The 19,750-nt window shown below is 69.9% G+C and carries 22 protein-coding genes; 7 read left to right on the top strand and 15 right to left on the bottom strand.

Going from position 1 to position 19,750, the window contains the following annotated elements; all coding sequences use genetic code 11:
• Positions 1-25: 25 nt before the first annotated feature.
• Positions 26-595 carry a TetR/AcrR family transcriptional regulator gene (locus AJAP_RS11030; protein WP_016335985.1) on the bottom strand — a complete coding sequence of 190 codons (570 nt, stop codon included), beginning with the start codon at positions 593-595 and terminating at the stop codon, positions 26-28.
• A 160-nt stretch (positions 596-755) separates the two neighbouring features.
• Here AJAP_RS11030 and AJAP_RS11025 point away from each other — a divergent pair, with 160 nt between their 5' ends.
• Entirely contained in the window at positions 756-2,936 is a 2,181-nt protein-coding gene (locus tag AJAP_RS11025) for an MMPL family transporter (protein WP_038510320.1), read from the top strand.
• Positions 2,937-3,042: 106 nt separating this feature from the next.
• Here the strand turns inward: AJAP_RS11025 and AJAP_RS44345 are convergent, their stop codons facing one another.
• Positions 3,043-3,198: a hypothetical protein gene (locus tag AJAP_RS44345; RefSeq protein WP_016335988.1), complete on the bottom strand. Its 156-nt coding sequence runs from the start codon at positions 3,196-3,198 to the stop codon at positions 3,043-3,045.
• Positions 3,199-3,286: 88 nt separating this feature from the next.
• Between AJAP_RS44345 and AJAP_RS11020 the strand changes: the two genes are divergently transcribed.
• The 3 genes from AJAP_RS11020 to AJAP_RS11010 are packed head-to-tail and all read left to right on the top strand — an operon-like array spanning position 3,287 to position 4,658.
• Positions 3,287-3,625 carry an ArsR/SmtB family transcription factor gene (locus AJAP_RS11020; protein ID WP_038510317.1) on the top strand — a complete coding sequence of 113 codons (339 nt, stop codon included), beginning with the start codon at positions 3,287-3,289 and terminating at the stop codon, positions 3,623-3,625.
• 2 nt (positions 3,626-3,627) lie between these two features.
• The gene (locus AJAP_RS11015) at positions 3,628-4,086 is read left to right on the top strand and encodes an SRPBCC family protein (protein WP_038510313.1); all 459 of its coding nucleotides are present in this window, start codon (positions 3,628-3,630) and stop codon (positions 4,084-4,086) included.
• Positions 4,086-4,658 (top strand): dihydrofolate reductase family protein, encoded by a 573-nt coding sequence (locus AJAP_RS11010; protein ID WP_038510310.1) that lies wholly within the window; start codon positions 4,086-4,088, stop codon positions 4,656-4,658. Before AJAP_RS11015 ends, AJAP_RS11010 begins: the two co-directional genes overlap by 1 nt.
• 46 nt (positions 4,659-4,704) lie before the next feature.
• On the opposite strand, the gene hisB is transcribed toward AJAP_RS11010, so the two are convergent.
• From hisB to hisD, 3 genes are read right to left on the bottom strand one after another with little or no spacing between them, the layout of a single operon-like run.
• Entirely contained in the window at positions 4,705-5,304 is a 600-nt protein-coding gene (hisB, locus tag AJAP_RS11005) for an imidazoleglycerol-phosphate dehydratase HisB (protein WP_007029930.1), read from the bottom strand.
• On the bottom strand, positions 5,301-6,401 hold the full coding sequence (locus AJAP_RS11000) for a histidinol-phosphate transaminase (RefSeq protein ID WP_016335992.1): 1,101 nt from the start codon (positions 6,399-6,401) through the stop codon (positions 5,301-5,303). Before AJAP_RS11000 ends, hisB begins: the two co-directional genes overlap by 4 nt.
• The gene (gene hisD / locus AJAP_RS10995) at positions 6,398-7,723 is read right to left on the bottom strand and encodes a histidinol dehydrogenase (RefSeq protein WP_038510303.1); all 1,326 of its coding nucleotides are present in this window, start codon (positions 7,721-7,723) and stop codon (positions 6,398-6,400) included. Before hisD ends, AJAP_RS11000 begins: the two co-directional genes overlap by 4 nt.
• A gap of 84 nt (positions 7,724-7,807) precedes the next feature.
• On the opposite strand from hisD, the gene AJAP_RS10990 reads away from it, so the two are divergent.
• A complete protein-coding gene (locus AJAP_RS10990; RefSeq protein ID WP_038522823.1) occupies positions 7,808-8,602 on the top strand; it encodes a carbon-nitrogen hydrolase family protein in 795 nt (264 codons plus the stop codon).
• Here AJAP_RS10990 and AJAP_RS10985 read toward each other — a convergent pair.
• Positions 8,550-9,038: an Lrp/AsnC family transcriptional regulator gene (locus AJAP_RS10985; RefSeq protein ID WP_038510301.1), complete on the bottom strand. Its 489-nt coding sequence runs from the start codon at positions 9,036-9,038 to the stop codon at positions 8,550-8,552. The genes AJAP_RS10990 and AJAP_RS10985 overlap by 53 nt on opposite strands.
• A gap of 68 nt (positions 9,039-9,106) precedes the next feature.
• Here AJAP_RS10985 and AJAP_RS10980 point away from each other — a divergent pair, with 68 nt between their 5' ends.
• Positions 9,107-10,003, top strand: a complete 897-nt coding sequence (locus AJAP_RS10980) for an SMP-30/gluconolactonase/LRE family protein (protein ID WP_038510299.1) — start codon at positions 9,107-9,109, stop codon at positions 10,001-10,003.
• A gap of 21 nt (positions 10,004-10,024) precedes the next feature.
• Here AJAP_RS10980 and AJAP_RS10975 read toward each other — a convergent pair whose 3' ends face one another.
• The 3 genes from AJAP_RS10975 to eccB are packed head-to-tail and all read right to left on the bottom strand — an operon-like array spanning position 10,025 to position 12,839.
• The gene (locus AJAP_RS10975; RefSeq protein ID WP_038510296.1) at positions 10,025-10,681 is read right to left on the bottom strand and encodes a response regulator; all 657 of its coding nucleotides are present in this window, start codon (positions 10,679-10,681) and stop codon (positions 10,025-10,027) included.
• Positions 10,678-11,418 carry a response regulator transcription factor gene (locus AJAP_RS10970; RefSeq protein ID WP_038510294.1) on the bottom strand — a complete coding sequence of 247 codons (741 nt, stop codon included), beginning with the start codon at positions 11,416-11,418 and terminating at the stop codon, positions 10,678-10,680. Before AJAP_RS10970 ends, AJAP_RS10975 begins: the two co-directional genes overlap by 4 nt.
• Positions 11,415-12,839: a type VII secretion protein EccB gene (gene eccB / locus AJAP_RS10965; RefSeq protein WP_038510291.1), complete on the bottom strand. Its 1,425-nt coding sequence runs from the start codon at positions 12,837-12,839 to the stop codon at positions 11,415-11,417. Before eccB ends, AJAP_RS10970 begins: the two co-directional genes overlap by 4 nt.
• A 147-nt stretch (positions 12,840-12,986) precedes the next feature.
• Here eccB and AJAP_RS10960 point away from each other — a divergent pair, with 147 nt between their 5' ends.
• A complete protein-coding gene (locus AJAP_RS10960; RefSeq protein WP_038510289.1) occupies positions 12,987-14,060 on the top strand; it encodes a type VII secretion protein EccE in 1,074 nt (357 codons plus the stop codon).
• A 140-nt stretch (positions 14,061-14,200) separates the two neighbouring features.
• On the opposite strand, the gene eccD is transcribed toward AJAP_RS10960, so the two are convergent.
• Genes eccD through AJAP_RS10930 form a run of 6 tightly spaced genes read right to left on the bottom strand, consistent with a single transcriptional unit; the run spans position 14,201 to position 19,638 of the window.
• Positions 14,201-15,577, bottom strand: coding sequence for a type VII secretion integral membrane protein EccD (eccD, locus tag AJAP_RS10955; protein WP_038510286.1), 1,377 nt, complete (start codon positions 15,575-15,577; stop codon positions 14,201-14,203).
• Positions 15,574-15,903: a YbaB/EbfC family nucleoid-associated protein gene (locus AJAP_RS10950; protein WP_016336001.1), complete on the bottom strand. Its 330-nt coding sequence runs from the start codon at positions 15,901-15,903 to the stop codon at positions 15,574-15,576. Before AJAP_RS10950 ends, eccD begins: the two co-directional genes overlap by 4 nt.
• Positions 15,900-16,409, bottom strand: a complete 510-nt coding sequence (locus AJAP_RS10945; RefSeq protein ID WP_038522815.1) for a hypothetical protein — start codon at positions 16,407-16,409, stop codon at positions 15,900-15,902. Before AJAP_RS10945 ends, AJAP_RS10950 begins: the two co-directional genes overlap by 4 nt.
• Before the next feature lie 14 nt (positions 16,410-16,423).
• Entirely contained in the window at positions 16,424-17,773 is a 1,350-nt protein-coding gene (locus AJAP_RS10940; RefSeq protein ID WP_084098098.1) for a WXG100 family type VII secretion target, read from the bottom strand.
• An 18-nt stretch (positions 17,774-17,791) separates the two neighbouring features.
• Positions 17,792-18,838: a hypothetical protein gene (locus tag AJAP_RS10935; RefSeq protein WP_038510281.1), complete on the bottom strand. Its 1,047-nt coding sequence runs from the start codon at positions 18,836-18,838 to the stop codon at positions 17,792-17,794.
• Between the two features lie 20 nt (positions 18,839-18,858).
• Positions 18,859-19,638 (bottom strand): WXG100 family type VII secretion target, encoded by a 780-nt coding sequence (locus AJAP_RS10930; protein ID WP_037344800.1) that lies wholly within the window; start codon positions 19,636-19,638, stop codon positions 18,859-18,861.
• Positions 19,639-19,750: the final 112 nt, after the last annotated feature.

Raw genomic sequence — 19,750 nt, 5'->3', positions numbered from 1 at the left:
GCGGCCGCCGTCTTGAACGCATCGGTCACGAACGGCGGCGCGGGCGGTTGTAGAGCTTGCGCCCGACGGCCAGGAGCGTTTCGCGCAGTGTTTCGTCATCGAGCGACGCGACCTCGGGCGAGCCGCCGGCGACGGCGATCCCCGCCAGCAGCACCTGCGCGGTCACGATCGCGGTGAGATCCGGATCCGGGCCGACCAGGATCTCCAGCAGCCGGTTCTTGAAACTGTCCGAGCTGTGCACGGACTTCTCGATCGCACGGGCGATGCCGGGGTCGCTGGAGAACAGCGCGACCAGCGAACGGTGCCGCACCACGAGATCGACGAAACCGTCCAGCAGATGGTCGATCTGCGCGCCCCGGGTGCGCTGGGCGCGGGCGTCGTCGACGATGCCCTCCAGCTCGCGCAGCACCGGCTCGGCGACCGACTCGGTGATCTCCGCCTTCGTCTTGAAGTGGTAGTAGACGGCGGCCTTCGTGACGCCGAGGGCGTCCGCGATCATCTGCAGCGAGGTGCCTTCCACGCCGTGTTCGGTGAACAACCGCAACGCCGTGCCCAGTAGTCGCGTGCGGGTGTCCTCCGCGTGGACGACGTCCATGTTCCCTCCTCGTTCAGCCGTCGGAGATTACGTCAAGCGTGCCCGCGCGGCCAAACGAGTACTAGCCGTGCGGCTAGTCACACACTTGCCGATCGGCTTGTAGGCCCCTAGCCGATCGGCTAGCTTGGAATGAACCTGATCGAGTGAACGGGAGACTTTCGTGGCCAGCTTCCTCTACCGCCTGGGCCGGTTCTCGTTCCGGCGCCGGGCACTGGTGACGGCGGTGTGGGCCGCCGTCCTGGTGGCCCTCGGCGCGGGAGCGCTGACCCTGTCCGGCCAGCTTTCGAACTCGGTGACCATCCCCGGCACCGAGTCGCAGAAGGCGATCGACCAGCTCGCCGACCGGTTCCCGGAGGCCGCCGCCGGTGGCGCGACGGGACGCGTCGTCATCTCGACCCCCGGCGACATCACCGACCCCGCCGGACAGGCGGCGATCACGGGTCTCGTCAAGGGACTCGAAAACGCCCCGAAGGTCGCCGGCGTGGTCAACCCGCTGCAGGTGCAGGCGATCTCGCCCGACAAGCACGTGGCGCTGGCTCAGGTCAGCTACCGCGTGCCGGGTTTCGAGCTCACCGACGCCGACCGCGAGGGCTTGATGGCCGCCGCGGACGCCGCCAAGGCGGCCGGGTACACAGTGGACTTCGGCGGTGACGCCGTGCAGGCGATGCCCGCGACCAACGCCACCGAAGGCCTCGGTGTCGCCGTCGCCGCGGTCGTCCTGATCATCACCTTCGGCTCGCTGCTCGCGGCCGGGATCCCGCTGCTGACCGCGCTCATCGGCGTCGGCATCGGCATGGCGGGTATCACCACGGCGTCCGGTTTCCTCGAACTGAACACGAACACGCCGGTGCTCGCGCTGATGATCGGCCTGGCCGTCGGCATCGACTACGCGCTCTTCATCGTTTCCCGGTATCGGCACGAACTCACCATCGGCCGCGATCCGGAGGAGGCCGCCGGACGCGCCACCGGTACCGCGGGCTCCGCCGTGGTGTTCGCCGGACTGACCGTCATCATCGCGCTGGCGGGCCTCACCGTCGTCGGCATCCCGTTCCTCGGCGAGATGGGGATCGCCGCGGCGATCACCGTCGCGATCGCGGTCGTCATCGCGCTCACCCTGCTTCCCGCCATCCTCGGTTTCGCGGGCGGCAAGCTGGCGGGCGGCAAGATCCGCTTGCGCCGCAAGGAAAGCACGACGACGCACGGCGAGCGCTGGGCGAAGTTCGTCGCCCGCCACCGGATCCCGGTGCTGATCGCCGCGATCGCCGGGCTCGCGATCGTCGCCGTGCCCGCCGCGAGCATGCAGCTCGGCTTGCCGAACGACAGCACCGCAGCGCCGGACACCACCCAGCGCAAGGCCTACGACACCGTCGCCCGCAGCTTCGGCGAAGGCGCCAACGGCCCGCTGGTGATCGTCGTCGACCTGAGCGGCAGCACCGACCGGCAAGCCGCGCTCCAGCAGGCGGCCGCGGGTATCGGCGGCCTCCCCGAACGCCCGATCGTCACGCCGCCCAAGACCAACCGCGCCGGTGACCTGGCGTTGCTGACCGTCATCCCGAAGAGTGGCCCGAGCAGCACCGCGACCGAAGACCTCGTCAGCGACATCCGCGGCCTGAATGCGGGACTGGGTTCGGCCACCGGCGCGTCGCTGGCCGTGACCGGCCAGACCGCGGCCAACATCGACGTCTCGGAGAAACTCGCCGACGCGATGCTGCCGTATCTCGCGCTGATCGTCGGGCTCGCGTTCCTGTTGCTGATGCTGGTGTTCCGCTCGATCGTCGTCCCGCTGAAGGCGACGCTGGGCTTCCTCGGCTCCGTGGTCGCGACGTTCGGTGCCGTGGTGGCCGTGTTCCAGTGGGGCTGGCTCACCGACCTGCTCGGCGTGAAGACGACCGGGCCGATCATGAGCATGCTGCCGATCCTGCTGATCGGCGTGCTGTTCGGGCTCGCGATGGACTACCAGGTGTTCCTGGTGACGCGGATGCGGGAGGAATACGTCCACGGCGCCGACCCGCAGCAGGCGATGGTGACCGGTTTCCGGCACGGCTCCCGCGTCGTGGTCGCCGCCGCGCTGATCATGATCAGCGTGTTCGCCGGCTTCGTGCTCGCGGAATCCTCGCTGATCCAGTCGATCGGGTTCGCGCTGGCCTTCGGGGTGCTGGTGGACGCGTTCGTGATCCGGATGACCATCGTGCCGGCGCTGATGTCGCTGCTCGGCCGCGGTGCGTGGTGGCTGCCGAAGTGGCTGGATCGCGTGCTGCCCGATGTCGACGTCGAAGGCGAGAAGCTCGCGAAGCAGCTTGATGCGCCTGATGAGCGGGAGCTGGTCGACGCCTCGAAGTAGCCGCCGTTGCGGCGCGGCACCCGCATAAGTACGTGAAGGCCCCCCTTCACTGCGCTAGACGCAGTGAAGGGGGCCTTCACGTACTTGGGTCAGAGAAGCCGCAAAGTCAGGCCAGCCAGGCGATCGCGCCGCCGATGGCCAGCAACGCGCCGATCCCCAGCACGACGGCCATGAACTTGACGCTCTTCCAGGTCGCGTAGACGCCGCCGATCAGGAAGCCGCCGAGCGCGAACAGCAGCACAGCGATGGTCGTGTTACTCACGACCGCCACCCTGCCACACGCCCGCGAGCCGGACCGCGCCGGGCTCGCCCCTTGTCACCGGGACCGGACCCGGCTAACGTACAACCACATGGTTGTACTTCGTGAGGAGAGCGAGGAGTCGCTCAATCAGCTCTTCCGCGCCTTGGCCGACGGCACCCGCCGCGACATCCTGGCGCGGGCGATCGTGGAAGCGCCGACGGTGTCCGGGCTCGCCGCGCACTACGAGATGAGCTTCGCCGCCGTGCAGAAACACGTCGCCGTGCTCCAGCGCGCCGGGCTCGTGCGGAAGCGCGCCAACGGCCGCGAACAGCTGGTGTCGACCGATCACGAGCGGCTCAAGCGCGCTACCGAGCTTCTCGATTCCTACGAAGTCCTTTGGCGCCAACGGGTGGCGCAGCTCGACGATGTCCTCCGGGAAGGGGAATGACGATGCCGATCACCTCGGTCACCAAAGATCCCGAGAAACTCTCGCTCACCGTCGTGGCGGACTTTCCCGTTTCGCAAGAACGCCTCTGGGCGGCTTGGGAGGATCCAAGACAACTGGAACGTTTCTGGGGGCCGCCGTTCGCGCCCGCCACGTTCACCCATCACGATTTCCGGACGGGCGGCCGCGCCGAATACTTCCTGACCGGACCCAACGGCGAGAAGTGGCCCAATTCCTGGAAGTTCGCCGCGGTGAATCCCATCGACTTCTTCGAGGCGGAGGACGGCGACGGCGACGACATGCCCACGTCCATGACTTTCACCTTCGAGACGACAGCCACGGGATCCCGGATGATCCATGTGACGCGCTTTTCCAGCGTCGAAGCCATGGAGAAGACGATTCCCGGGATGGAAGAGGGGTTCCGCGCCGCGATGCCCCAGCTCGACGCGCTGCTGGAGGCATGATGAGGAAGCTCAAGATCATCGAGCACATCTCGCTCGACGGCGTGATCCAGCATTCTGAGGACGAGAACGGCTTCCCGTACAGCGGCTGGAACATGCCCTACCGGACCCCCGCCGGCCGGGAAGCCCTCCTGGCCGCGCACACCGAAAGCTTCGACCTGCTGCTGGGCCGCCACACCTACGACCTCTGGTCGGAATACTGGCCGGACGCGCCGAGCGACCCCTTCGCGGACCGGCTCAAGACGGCGACGAAGTTCGTCGTCACCCACCGGCCGGAAAGCCTGAACTGGGGCCCGTTCGAGGGGGTCGGCCCGGACGTCGTCGAAGGCGTACGCCGCCTCAAGGCGCAGGACGGCCCGGACCTCATCCTCTCGGGCAGTTCCACGCTGACGTCGACACTGCTCGAAAACGGGCTCGCGGACGAAGTCGTGCTGGCCGTCTATCCGCTTCTTTTGGGCACGGGCAAGCGTTTCTTCGCCGAAGGAACGCCCGCCCAGACCCTGGACTTCGTCGGCTCCACGACGACTCCGTCCGGCGTCCAGCTCACCACCTACCGCCCCACGGGCCGCATTTAGTCCTCTAAATGCGCAAGGAACGTATCCAGAGGACTAAATGCGGGGGTTAGAGGACGCCCTTCGTGGACGGGATGCCGCCCGCCCGCGGGTCCGGCTCGGTCGCGGCACGCAGTGCCCGCGCGACGGCCTTGTACTCGGCCTCCGCGATGTGGTGCGGGTCCCGGCCGTGCAGAACCCGCACGTGCAACGCGATCTGCGCGTGGAACGACAGCGAGTCGAACACGTGCCGCGTCAGCACGAACGGGTAGTTCCCGCCGATGGTGAAGCTGTTGAACTGCTCGGGCTCGCCCAGGTGCACGCAGTACGGCCGCCCGGAGACGTCGATCGCGGCGTGCGCGAGGGTCTCGTCCATCGGAATCCACGCGTCGCCGAACCGCCGGATACCGCTCTTGTCGCCGAGCGCCTGCCGCAGCGCCTGGCCGAGCACGATCGCGGTGTCCTCGACGGTGTGGTGCGCGTCGATGTGCACGTCACCGGTCGCCTGCACCTTCAGGTCGAGCGAGCCGTGCACGCCGAACGCGGTGAGCATGTGGTCGTAGAACGGGACACCGGTGTCGATCTCCACCTGGCCCGTGCCGTCCAGATCGAGCTGGACCGAAATGGACGATTCCTTGGTGGTGCGGTCCACCTTGCCGACGCGACTCATCGCGGCACCTCCTTGCTGGCCTCGAGAAAGGCGTCGTTCTCTTCCGGTGTGCCGATGGTCACCCGCAGGTGCCCGGCGATGCCGACGTCCCTGATCAGCACACCGTTGTCCAAATAGGACTTCCAGGTCGCGGGCGCGTCCGCGAACCGTCCGAAGAGGACGAAGTTCGCGTCGCTCGGGACCGGCGTGAATCCCAAGCCCAGCAACGATTCCACCACGCGGTCGCGTTCGGCCGCGAGTTTGGCGACCGAGGCGAGGGTGGCGTCCGCGTGCCGCAGCGCGGCGCGCGCGGCGGCCTGCGTGAGCTTCGAGAGGTGATACGGCAGACGCACCAGCTGCAGCGCGTCGACGATCGCGGGCGCCGCCGCGAGATAGCCGAGCCGTCCGCCCGCGAAGGCGAACGCCTTGCTCATCGTGCGCGACACGATCAGCTTCGCCGGGTACTCCTCGATCAGCTCGACAGCGCTCGGCTGCGACGAGAACTCCGCGTACGCCTCGTCGACCACCACGATGCCCGGCGCCGCTTCGAGCAGCCCGCGCAACTCTCCGAACGGGATCGACCCGCCGGTCGGGTTGTTCGGGCTGGTCACGAACACGATGTCCGGACGGCGTTCGCCCACCAGCGCGGCCGCCTTCTCGGTGTCGAGCGTGAAATCGTCGCGGCGCGGCACCGGCAGCCAGTCGGTGCGGGTGCCCGCCGAGATGATCGGGTGCATCGAGTACGACGGCTCGAAGCCCAGTGCCGACCGGCCGGGACCGCCGAAGGCCTGCAGGATCTGCTGCAGGATCTCGTTGGATCCGTTGGCGGCCCACACGTTCGACTCCGACACCAGCACACCGGTGGACACCGCGAGGTAGTCCGCGAGGTCCTGGCGCAGCGCGACGGCGTCGCGATCCGGGTACCGGTGCAGCGAAGCGGCCTCGGCGCGGACGGCCTCGGCGACGTCGGCCACCAGCGCGTCCGGCGGCGGGTACGGGTTTTCGTTGGTGTTGAGCCGGATCGGCACGTCAAGCTGCGGTGCGCCGTACGGGGTCTTGCCCCTCAGGTCCTCCCGCAGCGGGAGCGCGTCGAGCGTGATCTCCTCGCCGATGCTCATGCCCGCTCCCCCTCGAACCGCGCCGTGATGGCCTCGCCGTGCGCGGGCAGGTCTTCGGCGTTCGCCAGCGCGACGACGCGGCCGGCGATCTCGCGCAACGCGTCCTGGCTGTAGTCGACGACGTGCACGCCCTTGAGGAAGCTCTGCACCGAAAGCCCGGACGAGTGCCGCGCGAATCCGCCGGTGGGCAGCACGTGGTTGGACCCGGCGCAGTAGTCGCCGAGCGAGACCGGCGCGTACGCCCCGACGAAGATCGCGCCGGCGTTGCGCACACGGGCCGCCACCGCACGCGCGTCCGCGGTCTGGATCTCCAAGTGCTCCGCCGCGTAGGCGTCCACAACCCGGATCCCGTCGTCCACAGTGGACACGAGGATGATGCCGGACTGCTTGCCGCCCAAGGCCTCCGTCACTCGCTCGGAGTGCTTGGTCGCGGCCACGCGACCGGTGAGCTCCTTGTCGACGGCGTCCGCGAGTTCCTCGGACGTGGTGACGAGCACACTCGCGGCGAGCGGGTCGTGTTCGGCCTGGCTGATCAGGTCGGCGGCGACGTGCACCGGGTCCGCGGTCTCGTCGGCGAGGATCGCGATCTCGGTCGGGCCCGCCTCGGAGTCGATGCCGATGATGCCGCGCAGCAGCCGTTTGGCCGCGGTGAGGTAGATGTTGCCGGGCCCGGTGACGATGTCGACGGGCTCCAGAGTCGTGCCGTCGGTGTCGGTGCCGCCGTACGCGAGCAGCGCGACGGCCTGCGCGCCGCCGACGGCCCAGACCTCGTCGACGCCGAGGAGTTCGGCGGCGGCCAGGATCGTCGGGTGCGGGAGCCCGCCGAACGCGGCCTGCGGCGGTGAGCACAGGACGAGCGTGCCGACGCCGGCGATCTGCGCCGGGACGACGTTCATCACCACGGTCGAGGGGTACACCGCGAGCCCGCCCGGCGCGTACAGCCCGACGCGCTCGACCGGGATCCAGCGCTCGGTGACGGTGCCGCCGTCGACGACCTCGGTCGTGACGTCCTGACGGCGCTGATCGCCGTGGACCTTGCGGGCGCGGACGATGGACTCCTCCAGCGCCTCGCGGACGGCCGGGTCCAGGTTCGCGAGCGCGCTGGTGAGTTCCGAGGCGGCCACGCGGACACCGGCGGGACGGACCTTGTCGAACTTCTCGGTGTACTCGAGGACCGCGTCGACGCCGCGATCGCGGACCGCCTCGACCACCGGCCGTACGTGATGCAGCGCCGCGTCCACGTCGTACTCGGCACGCGGGAGCGTGCTCCTGAGTTCGGCAACGGACGGGACCTGTCCACGCAGGTCGGTACGGTTCAGCATGGGTCAAGGGTACGAGGTGGCCGGATCGCCCCGAGCAGGCACACTGGGGTGGTGACCAGCGATCCCACGATGAGGGAGGCCTCCGTGCCGCGAATCGGGTTGTGCCAGCTCACGGCGGCCGAGGATCCCGAGACGAACCTGAAGCTGATTCGCGAAGGCGTGACGGCCGCGGCGGCCGAGGGCGCGCGGATCGTGGTGTTCCCCGAGGCGGCGATGGCGCGCTTCGGCATCCCGCTCGCGCCCGTCGCGCAACCCTTGGACGGTCCCTGGGCGTCCACAGTGACGGCACTCGCCGACGAACACGGCGTCGTGGTCGTCGCGGGCATGTTCACGCCGTCGCCCGACGGGCGCGTGAGCAACACGCTGCTCGTCACCGGCGCCGGGCATCACTTCGGCTACGACAAGATCCATCTGTACGACGCGTTCGGGTTCGCCGAGTCGGACACGGTCGCCCCGGGGACCGCCCCGGCCACCTTCGAGGTCGACGGCGTGACCTTCGGCGTCGCGACCTGTTACGACATCCGCTTCCCCGAACTGTTCCGGAAGCTGGCCGACGACGGCGCCGACATCGTCCTCGTGCCCACGTCCTGGGGCGCGGGCGAGGGCAAACGCGAGCAGTGGGAGGTGCTGGTGCGCGCCCGCGCGCTCGACTCCGGCTGCTGGGTGCTGGGCTGCGGGCAGGCCGATCCGGCCACGACCTCGACCCCGGTGAACCCCAAGGCGCCGACCGGGATCGGCTACTCCACGGTGTCCGACGGTTTCGGCCGCCTCCACACCCAGCTGGGCGCCGGGCCGGAACTGGTGATCATCGACGTCGACCCCGCGGTCAGCGGGAAGGCCCGGGCGGCGACGGGGGTTCTGGCGAACCGTCGCCTCTAGCGTCCACCGGGCGCTCGAAGAAGGATTCGAGCACCACGATCGTCTGCGTCCCGGTCACGCCCTCGATCGCGTACAGCCTGCGCAAGGACGCTTGCAGCTCTTCGGTGGTCGGCGTGCGCACCTTCACCAGCAGCGAAGCCGGGCCCGCGATGATGTGCGCCTCGACGACCTCCGGCAGCGCTTCCAGCGCCGCCTTGGTCGGCGGATCGCCCATCCACGAGCCCGCCTCGACCAGCACGAACGCCATCACGCCCCGGCCGACGGCCGCCGGATCGACATCGACGGTCGTGCGCCGGATGACGCCCTGTTCGCGCAGTTTGCGGACCCGCTCGTGCGCGGCGCCCGCGGACAGCCCGACCGCCTTGCCGAGCGCGGCGTACGCCTGAGTCGCGTCCTGCTGCAAGGCGGTGAGCAACATGCGATCCACGTCATCCATGGGTTGACCATATCAAGTTCGGCGGTTCATGATGATCGCAATATCTCATTCGGAACACTGGGGTTCTCATGGACATGGTCAAGGCGCAGTTCGAAATGCTCGACGAGCGGTTCGCCCGCGTCAACGGGGACGAGTGGATGCAGCGGCTGCACACCGGCTGCCGGTGGACCGAGGGGCCCGCCTACTTCCCCGCCGGGCGGTACCTGGTGTTCAGCGACATCCCGAACGACCGGGTCCTGCGCTGGGACGAGACCACGGGCGCGGTCGGGGTGTTCCGCGAGCCCGCCGGATTCCACAACGGGCACACCGTCGACCGGCAGGGCAGGCTCGTCAGCTGCGAACAGGGCAACCGCCGGGTGACGCGCACCGAGCACGACGGCACGACGACCGTCCTCGCGGGGACCTATCAGGGCAAGAGGTTCAACAGCCCCAACGACGTCGTCGAGTCCTCGGACGGCGCGATCTGGTTCACCGACCCGAGTTACGGCATCGACAGCGATTACGAGGGCCATCAAGCCGAGAGCGAGATCGGCGCCTGTCACGTCTATCGCGTCGATCCGGTGGACGGTTCGGTGCGGATCGTCGCGGACGACTTCTCGCGTCCGAACGGGCTGGCGTTCTCGCTCGACGAGTCGCTGCTCTACATCGCGGACACGCGGCAGAATCCCAGCCACATCAGGGTTTTCTCGGTGGACGACGGCCGGCTTTCCGGCGGTGAGGTCTTCGCGACGAGTGACGCCGGCGGTTTCGACGGCGTGCGCCTGGACGCCGCCGGGCGGGTCTGGGCCGCCGCGCACGACGGCCTGCACTGCTTCGCACCGGACGGCACGCGGATCGGGAAGCTGCGGGTGCCGGAGGTCTGTTCGAACCTGACCTTCGGCGGGCCGCGGCGGAACGACCTGTTCATCACCGCGTCCAGTTCGGTGTACACGCTGCGGGTGAACTTCTCGGCCCCCCGCGTTTAGAGGACGAAACGCGGAGGGGGTCTAGCGCAGCAGGCCTTCCCGGATCGCCACGCGGACGAAGCCGGCGCGCCGCCGCTCGCCGGTCTTGTCCCGGATCCGGTCGAGGTAGGACCGCACGGTCCGCACGCTGATGTTCAGGATCTCCGCCACGTCGACGTCCCGTTCGCCGGCCGCGACGAGGCGCAGGACCTGCTTCTCCCGCTCGGAGAGGACGATCTTGGGCCCGGCGTGGCGGTCTTCGCTGTCCTGGATGATCATCCCGGCCAACGTCGGCGACACGTACGCGTTGTCGTCGGCGATGGTGCGGATGGCGCGCAGGAGTTCGTCGCCGTCGACGTCCTTGGACAGGAAGCCCTTCGCCCCGGCCTGCATGGCGCCCAGGACCTCGGGCTGCTCGGCGTGCGCGGACACCACGAGCACCTTGTGCCCCATCTGCCCCACTTCGAGCACCGCGGCGGCGTCCTGGACACCGCGCAGCTTGAGGTCGAGGACGACCACGCTGCCGGGCGGCTGCTCCTGGACGGCGAACCGCGCGACGGAGTCCGCGACGGCGCCCAGCTCGATGTCGGGCGCTTCGGTGAGGACACGCGCGACGGCGTCCCGGTACAGCGGATGATCCTCGATCACCCCGACGTTGATCGTTTTACCGCGTTTCGGCTGCTGCTCGTCTGCGTTCACCGGCGTCCTTCGAATCCGCCCGCGTCGGCGCGGGGCGCGACCGGCCGAGACGGACCGGGCACCTCCGGCGGAGACGCGAGCCCGAGCTGGATGGCCTTGCGGACCAGACCGGCCCGCCTTCTCTCTCCGAGTTTGTCACGGATCCGGTCCAGATAACCGCGGACCGTCCGAACTCCGATGCCCAGGATGCGGGCGATGTCGACGTCGCGTTCGCCCGCAGCGACGAGCCGCAGCACCTGCTTCTCCCGCGCGGAGAGCGCGACGTCCGGAGCCGCCACGGGACGGTCGGCGTTGTCCTTGATGATCATTCCGGCCACCACCGCGGAAACGTAGGCCCGGCCGCGCGCGACCGTCCTGATCGCGGTCAGCAGCTCGTCGACGTCGACGTCCTTGGACAGGAAACCCTTGGCACCGGCCGCGATCGCGCCGAGCACCTGCTCGGGCTCGGCCTGCGCGGACACCACGAGCACGTGATGCCCCAGTTCGCACACCTGGAGCACGGCCGCCGCCCCGGCGATCCCCGGCAGGCCGAGGTCGAGCAGTACCACGCTGCCGGGCGGCTGCGGGTGGACGTGGAACCGGGCGACCGAATCGACCACCGCGCCCAGTTCGATGCCTTCGGCCTCGGTGAGGACCCGGACGACGGCGTGCCGGTACAACGGATGGTCTTCGATCACCGCGACGTCGACCCGGTCGGTCTCCGGCCTGTCTTCGGTCACCTGCACGTTCCCGATCACCCCGTCCCACCCGCCGCGGACACCGCACGACCCGCTTGCGCCGGATCCAGCGCGGGACCGCGCGGAACCAGTGCCAGCAATCCATTCGGAACCGGTTGCCGTTCGGCTTGGCCGTAGCCGAGGGAAGCGAGTGCCTCAGTGCTCGCCACCGGGTACTTCTGGCCCGTGTCGGTGACGACGTAGACCGTGCCGGAACCGGATTCCGCCACCACCGCGCCCCCCGACGGGGGCACGAAGACGGCGTCGGCGACCAACGCGTCCGTCCGCGCCGTCACCGGGATCGCCTTCGCACCTTGCGGCAACGGGACCTGTGCGGAGATAACGATTCGAGAACCCTGTGCGCATAACGTCACGGACTGTCCGGTAACGGGCGCTTTTCGCGGGATCCGGTCCGGATACTCCGCGGGATCGGCCCCGCCCGCCCTCGCCGTGCCGACCTTCGCCACCGCGGCGACGTCGGCCGCGCGCACCGCGACGGGCGCCGGGACGCCCGTGTAGGCGTCGGCGTTCTGCGGGGTGTTGATCAGCAGGCTCGCCTCGGTCTGGCCGATCGGTTCGAGCCCTTCGGCACGGACGAGGTAGTACGACGTCGCGTCGTTGGGCGACGCCATCGTGTCGATGACGCCGAGCACCGAGCCGACCTTCGTCGAGACGCCGCCGACCTTCGGGCCGGGCCGTCCGGCGTCGTCGACCGCGCGGTAGGCCAGATCGCGTCCGGCGGCGACGGTGCCGACCCACCGGGAGGACACCGCGATCGCCGGGTAGGTGTCGAACTGCAACGCCGTGGCGGCTTCGGAAGTGAGCTTGTAGCGGCGCCCTGCCGTCACGAGGTAGCGCTCCCCCTCGGGGACGCGGACCACGACGGCCTGATCCCTCGGCAGGTCGATCCCGGCGGCGGGCGCGCCGAGGAGCACCGTCGTCTCCGGTTCGGCCGACGCGGGCGCGTCCTGGGTCGTGCGCGAGCAGCTCGTCCACGGGGTGTTCACGAGCGCGGCCGCCGCGGGCAGCGAGTCGGGGGCGCCGGGGATGCCGATCTGCGAACCCCTCGGCGCCTTCGCGAGCTTGTCCGATGGGACGGTCACAGTGGCCTCGCCGTTGCCGCCCGCCATCAGCCGCGCGGAGGCGTAGTTGAGCACCGGATGCAGAGCGCCGTCCTGGCCGAGGATGTAGCGCGCGCCGGTGCCCTCCTCGACGATCACCTTGCCGCCCGCCAGCCAGTCCTTGCCGCCGGAGGGGTTCAGCAGGCCGATCACGCCGAACACCGCGGTGACCAGCAACGCCACGCCGAGTCCGCACAGGGTGCCGATGACGAGCCTGCGGCTCGGGGCGACCGGATGGTTGGCGTCAGCCGAGACCAGTGCCGAAACCAGTCTCCTGCGGAGGAATTGGTAGGCCTGGATCTGGTCCCGCTGCGTCCACACGCTCCCGTCCCCCGCCGTTCGTGCCCACCCGTTTCGAGGGTGCTCACGTTAGGTCCGGCCCAGGTTCGCGGTGAGGGTATTTTTTACGCCCCTCCCCCGCGCGGGGCGGGGTTACCGTCGGGCGCGTGCACGGAGAAGGGGAAGTCCTTGTCGGTTGATGCCCCGGCCCGCCCGGCCCAGGAACACGCTCCCGCGCGAGGTGTCGCGGGTGCGGCGCCACTGCCTTGGCTGCTGCCGGTCCGCCCGCTGCAGGCGGCGCTCTGGGAGATCGCCGGGATCGCGATCCTGCTGGCCTTCACCGTCGACGGGATCCCGCAGGCCGCGCGGATCAGCATCACCGCCGTCGCCGGCGTCCTCGTGCTGACGACTTCGGTCCGTTTCGCCGGACGCCATGCCGCGGGCTGGCTGCTCACTTGGGCCGGTTACCGGCTGAAGCGCCGGGAAAAGCCCGAAGTCCCCGATCCGCTGCACCGGCTCGCCGGACCAGCCAGGGTGCGTCAGCACGTCGACCGCGCGGGCAACCGGTTCGGCGTCGCCGAGGTGAGCGAGGGATGGAGCGCCATCGTCCGGCTCACCCCCGGCGCCGTGGCGCCGACGCCGGACCTGCTCGTCGGCATCCTGCGTGACGCGTACACGAACACCGGAATCCCTTTGTCCAGCGCGCAACTGCTGACCTGGACCGTCCCCAATGGACAGTCGGTGTTGCGCGTCCGCTGGCTCACCGTCCGGTACCGGCCAGAGGACGCGCCGATCGCGGCGCTCGCCAGGGGCGGCGGGGAACTGGGCGCGCTGCGGAGCACCGCCTGCGCGGCGCTGTCCCTCATGGGCGCGCTGGCCGAAGCCGGGTTCGAGAGCACCGTGCTCGAAGCCGGTGAAGTGGCGGAAAACCTGCGCGTCGCGCTCGGCAGCGGCCAGGGCGCGCCGGTCGACGGCTGGCGTTCCTGGGACTGGGGCGGCGCGTCGCAGGTCTGCTACCGGCCGCGGTCCGAGCGGGGTCTCGCGCGGACACTGGACCTTCACGTCCCCGGCTCGGCGTTCACCGCAACTTCGTACACGCTGTACCGCTCCCCCGGCGGGCGCGAGAAGTCCGAGGTGACCATCCGGGTCGGCGGGCGACCGGGGGCGGAAACGGTGCGGCCGAACGGGATCGCGGTGACCCCACTGCACGGACGGCACGCGGCTGCGGTCCGGCGGACCCTGCCGCTGGCGCTGGAGAACTGAGGGGACGGTCCGTGGAGGGTTCCTTTCTTCTCTGAGGGTAGGGAAGGAATCCTCCACGGACGTGACGCATTTCGTCCTCTGAATGCGGTCGTTGCGTCGCGCAACGATCGCATTCAGAGGACGAAATGCGGGAAGAGGGATCAGCCTCGCACGGCCTCGTAAACGCCCGCGATCATGCCGACGAACGGGATCAGCGAGAGCAGCACCAGGAACTCGACGATATCGAGAGTCCTTGCCCAGTAAGGGGAACGCCGTCCCTTCGCGACACGCGTCGCGTAGGTGAGACAGACGCCCGCCGCGACGACGACGGCACAGCCGGCGGCGAAGACGAACGAGCGCGGACCACCCGCCGCGAGCCAGAAACCGGCCGCCGCCAAGGCCGCCGCGCCGAAACCGACGAGCACGAGCCGCTGCGAACGGCCGGCGAACGCGCGCGAGCGCAGCATCAGCGCCAGGCCCAGCAGCGCGCACAGCCCCGCTTCCCAGGCCCCGTCGGACGACGACAGGACCACCGACGCCGAGACCACGACGAGCCCGAGCGCGACGAGCAGCCCGGTCAGCAACGCCTGCGCGTACGTCGTCCCGCCGACCATGTCCTCGCCGAGCGAAGGGTTCTCGTCGGCGCGGAACGAGTCCATGTCGTCCGGCACCCGCGGCAGCGGCAGCCTGCCGAGCCGCAGCGCCATCATCGGCGCCACCGCGGCCAGTGCCGTCGCCACGACGGCGACCACGGCGGCCGCCGAAACCGGGCGGACGTCGGCCAGCAGGACGACGGCGGTGGTGATCGCGCCGAGCCCGGCCGCGACGGTCACCGCGACGAACCACGGCAACCGGTCCGCCACCGAAACGGCCGCGATCACGCCGTACACGGTCACCACCGCGAGCCCCGCGGCCAGCGGTCCCGCCGACAGGGAGAACAGCGGATGCGGCGACAGGATCGACATCCCGGCCAGCAGGGCCGCGCCGACCCCGGCGAGGGCACCGGCGGCACCGGCCTCCGCGTCGCCGTACGCGCGGCTCAGCGCACCGCCGCCCAGCACCAGGACCAGCGCGAGCAGCCCGGTCCCGATCGGCGCGAGCACACTCCCGGACGCCGCCGCCTGCACCAGCAGCCCACCGGCGAGCAACAGCACCACGGACGCGACGATGCCCGCCTTGCGTGCCACCGACGGTCCCCAGCGGCCGGTGCCCGCCTCGGCGACGCTGGCGATCGAATCGACGACGTCGTCGAACAGCAGCGGACCCCGCGGGCGTTCCCGCGGGGTCAGATGGAGTACTTCGCCGTCGCGCACCTGCGCGGCGGCCACGGTGAGCCCGAGCGCGAGCGGCGCGCCGCCGAGGCGGGACAGCACCCAGCCGGGATGTTCGGCCGACGCCTGCCCCGAGGCACCCGCGAGCCGCACGAGCTGCGGGACGAGTTCGGCGAACGTGCTCTGCTGCGGCAGCGCCACATCGACGCGCGCCCGCGGTGTCACCACCGTGACGCGCCGGGTGGAGCCCGCGATCGCGGCCGTCATGCTTCGATCGACTTGGCGGACTCGATGACCGGGGCGAACTTCGCGCTGCTGGCCTCGGCCAGCTTCTGCAGCCCGTTGTTGACCGCCTCCAGCACGATCTCCGAGAGGTTGCGCGCGTCGTACTGACGCACCGCGCGCGGGTCGATGTCGATCGAGGTGAACCGGCCGTCCCCGCGCAGCACGACGGTGACCTCGTTCTGCCGGGAATGCGCCTTGACCTCCATCGCCTCGACCGAACGCTGGATGCGCTGTACCTCTTCGGTCTGCTTGCGGACCTGGTCCAGCAACTCGTCCATGTCCGGCATGGCGTAGGGGTCGGTGGTCACGAGTCTTCTCCTTCATCTGCGGTGGTATCCCGCCGGACGTGGACACTGCCCACGAACCGCCGGAAGTCGTCGCCGAGGCCGCGGGCCGCCTCGGGGGTCGCGGTGCAGGCGATCTCGAGGATCAGCCGCTCGGCCGGGCTCGCCCCCGGCACGGTCAGCTGCACCTGCGTCTGGACGAGGTCCTGTCCTTCGCCGGTGCGGATACGCAGCACCTGCGTCACGCCCGGCGCGATGCCGGTGCCGATCACCTTGCGCCGCACCACTTCGAGCGCGGCCATGGACCGGCCGAGACGTTCGACGGCCTCGTCGGCGATGTCGGTGATCTGCGCCTGGTCCGGCCGTTGCCCGACGCTCAGGGTGATGTTCGGGGTGAACTCCGACGCGGTCCCGCGATGCACCGCCACGAAGACGGCGCCCTCGGCACCCACGGACGACGGCTCGACCGGCACCCAGCCGTCGGGGATGTCGAAGCCGAGCGGAAGGGAGACCCGGTCCTGTGTCGCCATGTCGTTCATCCCCGTCACCACGTGCCCACGTAGGAGATCGCGTCGTCCCATGCCTCGCCGACGGCGTCGGCCGCCTGGCCGGCCGCACCGCTCACCGCGTCGACGGCCGCGCCGCCGTACTCGCCGAAGGTGTCCGCGATCTTCGGCAGGTCGATGTCGATCTTCGCGCCGATCCCGGCACCGAGCCCGAGCGCGACACCCGCCTTGAAGTTGACCTTGATGTGCCCGGCGTCGTAGACGGCCTGGCCGTCGAGCTGCGCGCCGAGTCCGTATTGGAGGGTGCCGCTCGCACCGACGCCCACGCCCGCCACGTCCGCCGCGAGCTCGCCTTCGATCTTGCCGCCCACGAAGGCGTTGGCGTGCACGCCGACCCCGTGCGCGCCCGCCTGCAGCGATCCGTTCACCTCGCCGCCGACGAACGCGGTCCCCTTGGCACTGGCCGAAGCGACGCCCCATTCCTTCTTGCCTTCGAGTTCTTCCTTGAAGGCGGCCAATTCGGCGTGCCCGGACGCCTTGAAGTCCCAGCCCTGTGTGGAGATCTTGGCGTCCCACCCCGGGGTGAAGCCGTCCTGCTCCTGCTTCCACTTGGCGTAGGTGATCTCGGTGTTGCCCCAGGCCTTTTCGCCCAGGCTCTCCGGCTTCGGCCTGCCGAACGGGGTGTCGCCCGCCCGCGGGGCGCGCGTGCCTTCGAGGCCGTCCCAGGTGAGCTTCTTCCAGCCGGAATTGCCGAACCACGAAGGATGCGAACGCGGGCGCTTGCGGCCGTCGAGCGCTTCGCCGTTGAGCCAGTACAACGGGCCGCGGCCCCATTTGCCGAGCTCGTGCTCGATCCGGCCGGTGCCCCCCGGCGGGAACAGCCGCGCGAGTTCCTCGCTCAGCTCCTCGGCGATCTCCTGCGCCGCCTGCGCGGCGCGTTCACCGAGCTGGCGGGCGGCGGAGATGAACGCGTTGACCGCGTTCGCGTTCGCCGTCCGCGCCTGGCTGGTGAGTTGCGCGGCGTACTGGTCGAACTGCGCGAGGATCGAGTCCACACAGGACTTCGCGCCCTGCAGCGCCTGCGCTCCCGCCCTCAGCCGGTTCGACTGGTCGCTCAGTTTCGCGCCGAGCTCGCCGAGTTCCTGGCACAGTTTCGTGGCGGAGACGGAAAACGCCGTGTAGGCGTCGCCTTCCCAAGACGCGTTGAGCGCCTTCGACGCCTTGCCGATCTCGTCCGCCCGGCCGGAAACCGTCGACGCCCGGTCGCCGCACCGCTGACCGGCCGCGGTCAGCGCCGAAGGGTCACCGGTGACCCGCCGCTGGTACTCGACCACGAGCCGCCGGTAATTCGACAGGATCGAGCTGACGACGCCCGAAGCGTCGACCACACCGCTCCCCCACACGGTTTACCTGCCCTTCGCCGGTGAATCCGCGCCTGCGTCGATGTCGATGTGCTGCTCGAAATGCTTGCCGCCGTAGTTCATGTCGATGTCGATATCGATGTCCTGACCACCCGGCGCCTGCACGGTGGACTTGCCGGTGCTCAGGTCGGTGGTGATGGTGACGGTGTTCCCGTTGCCCGCACCCGCGCCCGCTCCCGGGAACGAGCCCGGCGAACCCGCGCCGCCGCCCGAGGGTCTGTCCACCGGGATCCAGGCGTCGGCGCCACCCGGCCAGTTGCCCTGGGATCCGTTGCCGCCCAACGCCGGCGGCCGGTACTGGGTGAACGGCGGCGTCTCGCCCGGCGTCGAACCACCGCCCGCGCCGCCACCGGAACCACCGATCGCGGCCTGCCCCGAACCGCTGGCGACCGAACCCGGGGCCTGCGGGTTGGTGACCGGGGTGCCGGAGACCGCCGAGTTGCCCGCCGCGCCGTTGTCACCGGCGTCGTTGTGCCCGAACAGTTTCTGGACCTCGCCGATGATGGTGGCGATCTGGGTGATCTGGTTGGCGAGGTCGACCACGCCGAGCGCTTTCAGCAGCGCGCCGATCGCGGTGATGAACGCGCGCAGCGAAGCACTGGTGGCGGTGGAAAGCGCGACCGCGGCGCCGTAGGTCCACGGATTCGACATCAGGCCGGCGACCGTCGGGTTCACCGCCGAGACCACCGCCTTGTACGCGGTCTGCGCGGTCTTGATCAGCGTCCCGGCGATGCCGAGCAGCTCGGCACCCTTCTGCACGACCTGGATGATCTTGGTCAGCGAGTTCAGGGAATCGGTGATCTTCTTCAGCGCGGAGTCCGACGCGCCGCCGGACCAGATCTTGCCCAGCTGCTCGGCGGCCTTCGTCACCTCGTTGTACATGGTGAGGAACTCGTTGGCCTTCTTGAGCACCTCGAGCACGTGCTTCGCGATCTGCTCCGGCTGGCCGGTGAGGATCTGCGGCAGGATGGTGATCGGCCCGCCCGAGGACGCCGTGGCGTCCATCGCGCTGGAATTGGGGTAAGTCAGCATGTCGCTCCTCAGGCCGGAAGTCAGACGGAAGCCGGGCGGTAGACGCTGACCTTCGCCAGGCCGTTGATGTCCGCTTCGACGAGTCCGTGGTTGTAGAGCAGCCCGCCCTCTCCGGCGATGGCGATGATCGGCTTGCTGTCGGAGAACAGGAGCGGTTCGACCACGACGACGTCGCCGCTGTGCACACCGCCCGGCACGTCGCCGAAGTTGCGAGCCGTACCCGCGTAGACCTCGATGACCCCGACCCGCGCCTGGTTGTCGGCGTCACCGGCCAGCCAGTCGTTGAAGTCCGAGACGCCGTGGAACCGCGTGTCGGTGATCGGGTGGTCGCCGAGCTGTCCCAGCCGCGCGTCCTCCAGGTAGCGCAGCACGTTGCCGACCGAAGACGGCTCGCCGTTGGCGCCGGCGCTGTCGTTGATGGCCAGTGTCGCCAGCTCGGAGGCGTGCGAGTTCCCCCAGATCGACGAAGACGTCGATCCGGCACCGCCGCCGGGGCGGCCGCCGTATCCGCCCGCGACCGCCTCGTCGGCGGCCTGGTACGCGTCGGCGCTGCTCTTGATGAAGCCGTTGATCTGCTGCAGCAGCTGGAGCAGGGTGCGGACCGCGACCACCTGCTGGCTCTGCATCGCCGTGTTGGCCGCCGCCACCGCGCTGCCGAACGTGGCGAACGACATCGGCTGCAGGACGGTGCGTTCGAGGTCGGCGACGACGTTGATGCCCTGCATGATGATGCCGCCCAGGTTCCCGACCGCCGAGCGCATGGCCTCGGGCTCCGCCCGGTACTCGCCCGTGCCGACCATGGCTCTCCTTCTCTCGTTCCCCCACGTCTGCGTGACCAGCAGCGTAAGTTCGCCACCAGACGTGAGCGGACGGCAAAAGTACCCACCGCAAGGGCGGCACGAGTGGCCAGAA

The sequence above is a fragment of the Amycolatopsis japonica genome, assembly GCF_000732925.1.
Lineage (GTDB): Bacteria > Actinomycetota > Actinomycetes > Mycobacteriales > Pseudonocardiaceae > Amycolatopsis > Amycolatopsis japonica.
This window is presented reverse-complemented; position numbering and strand designations above follow the sequence as displayed.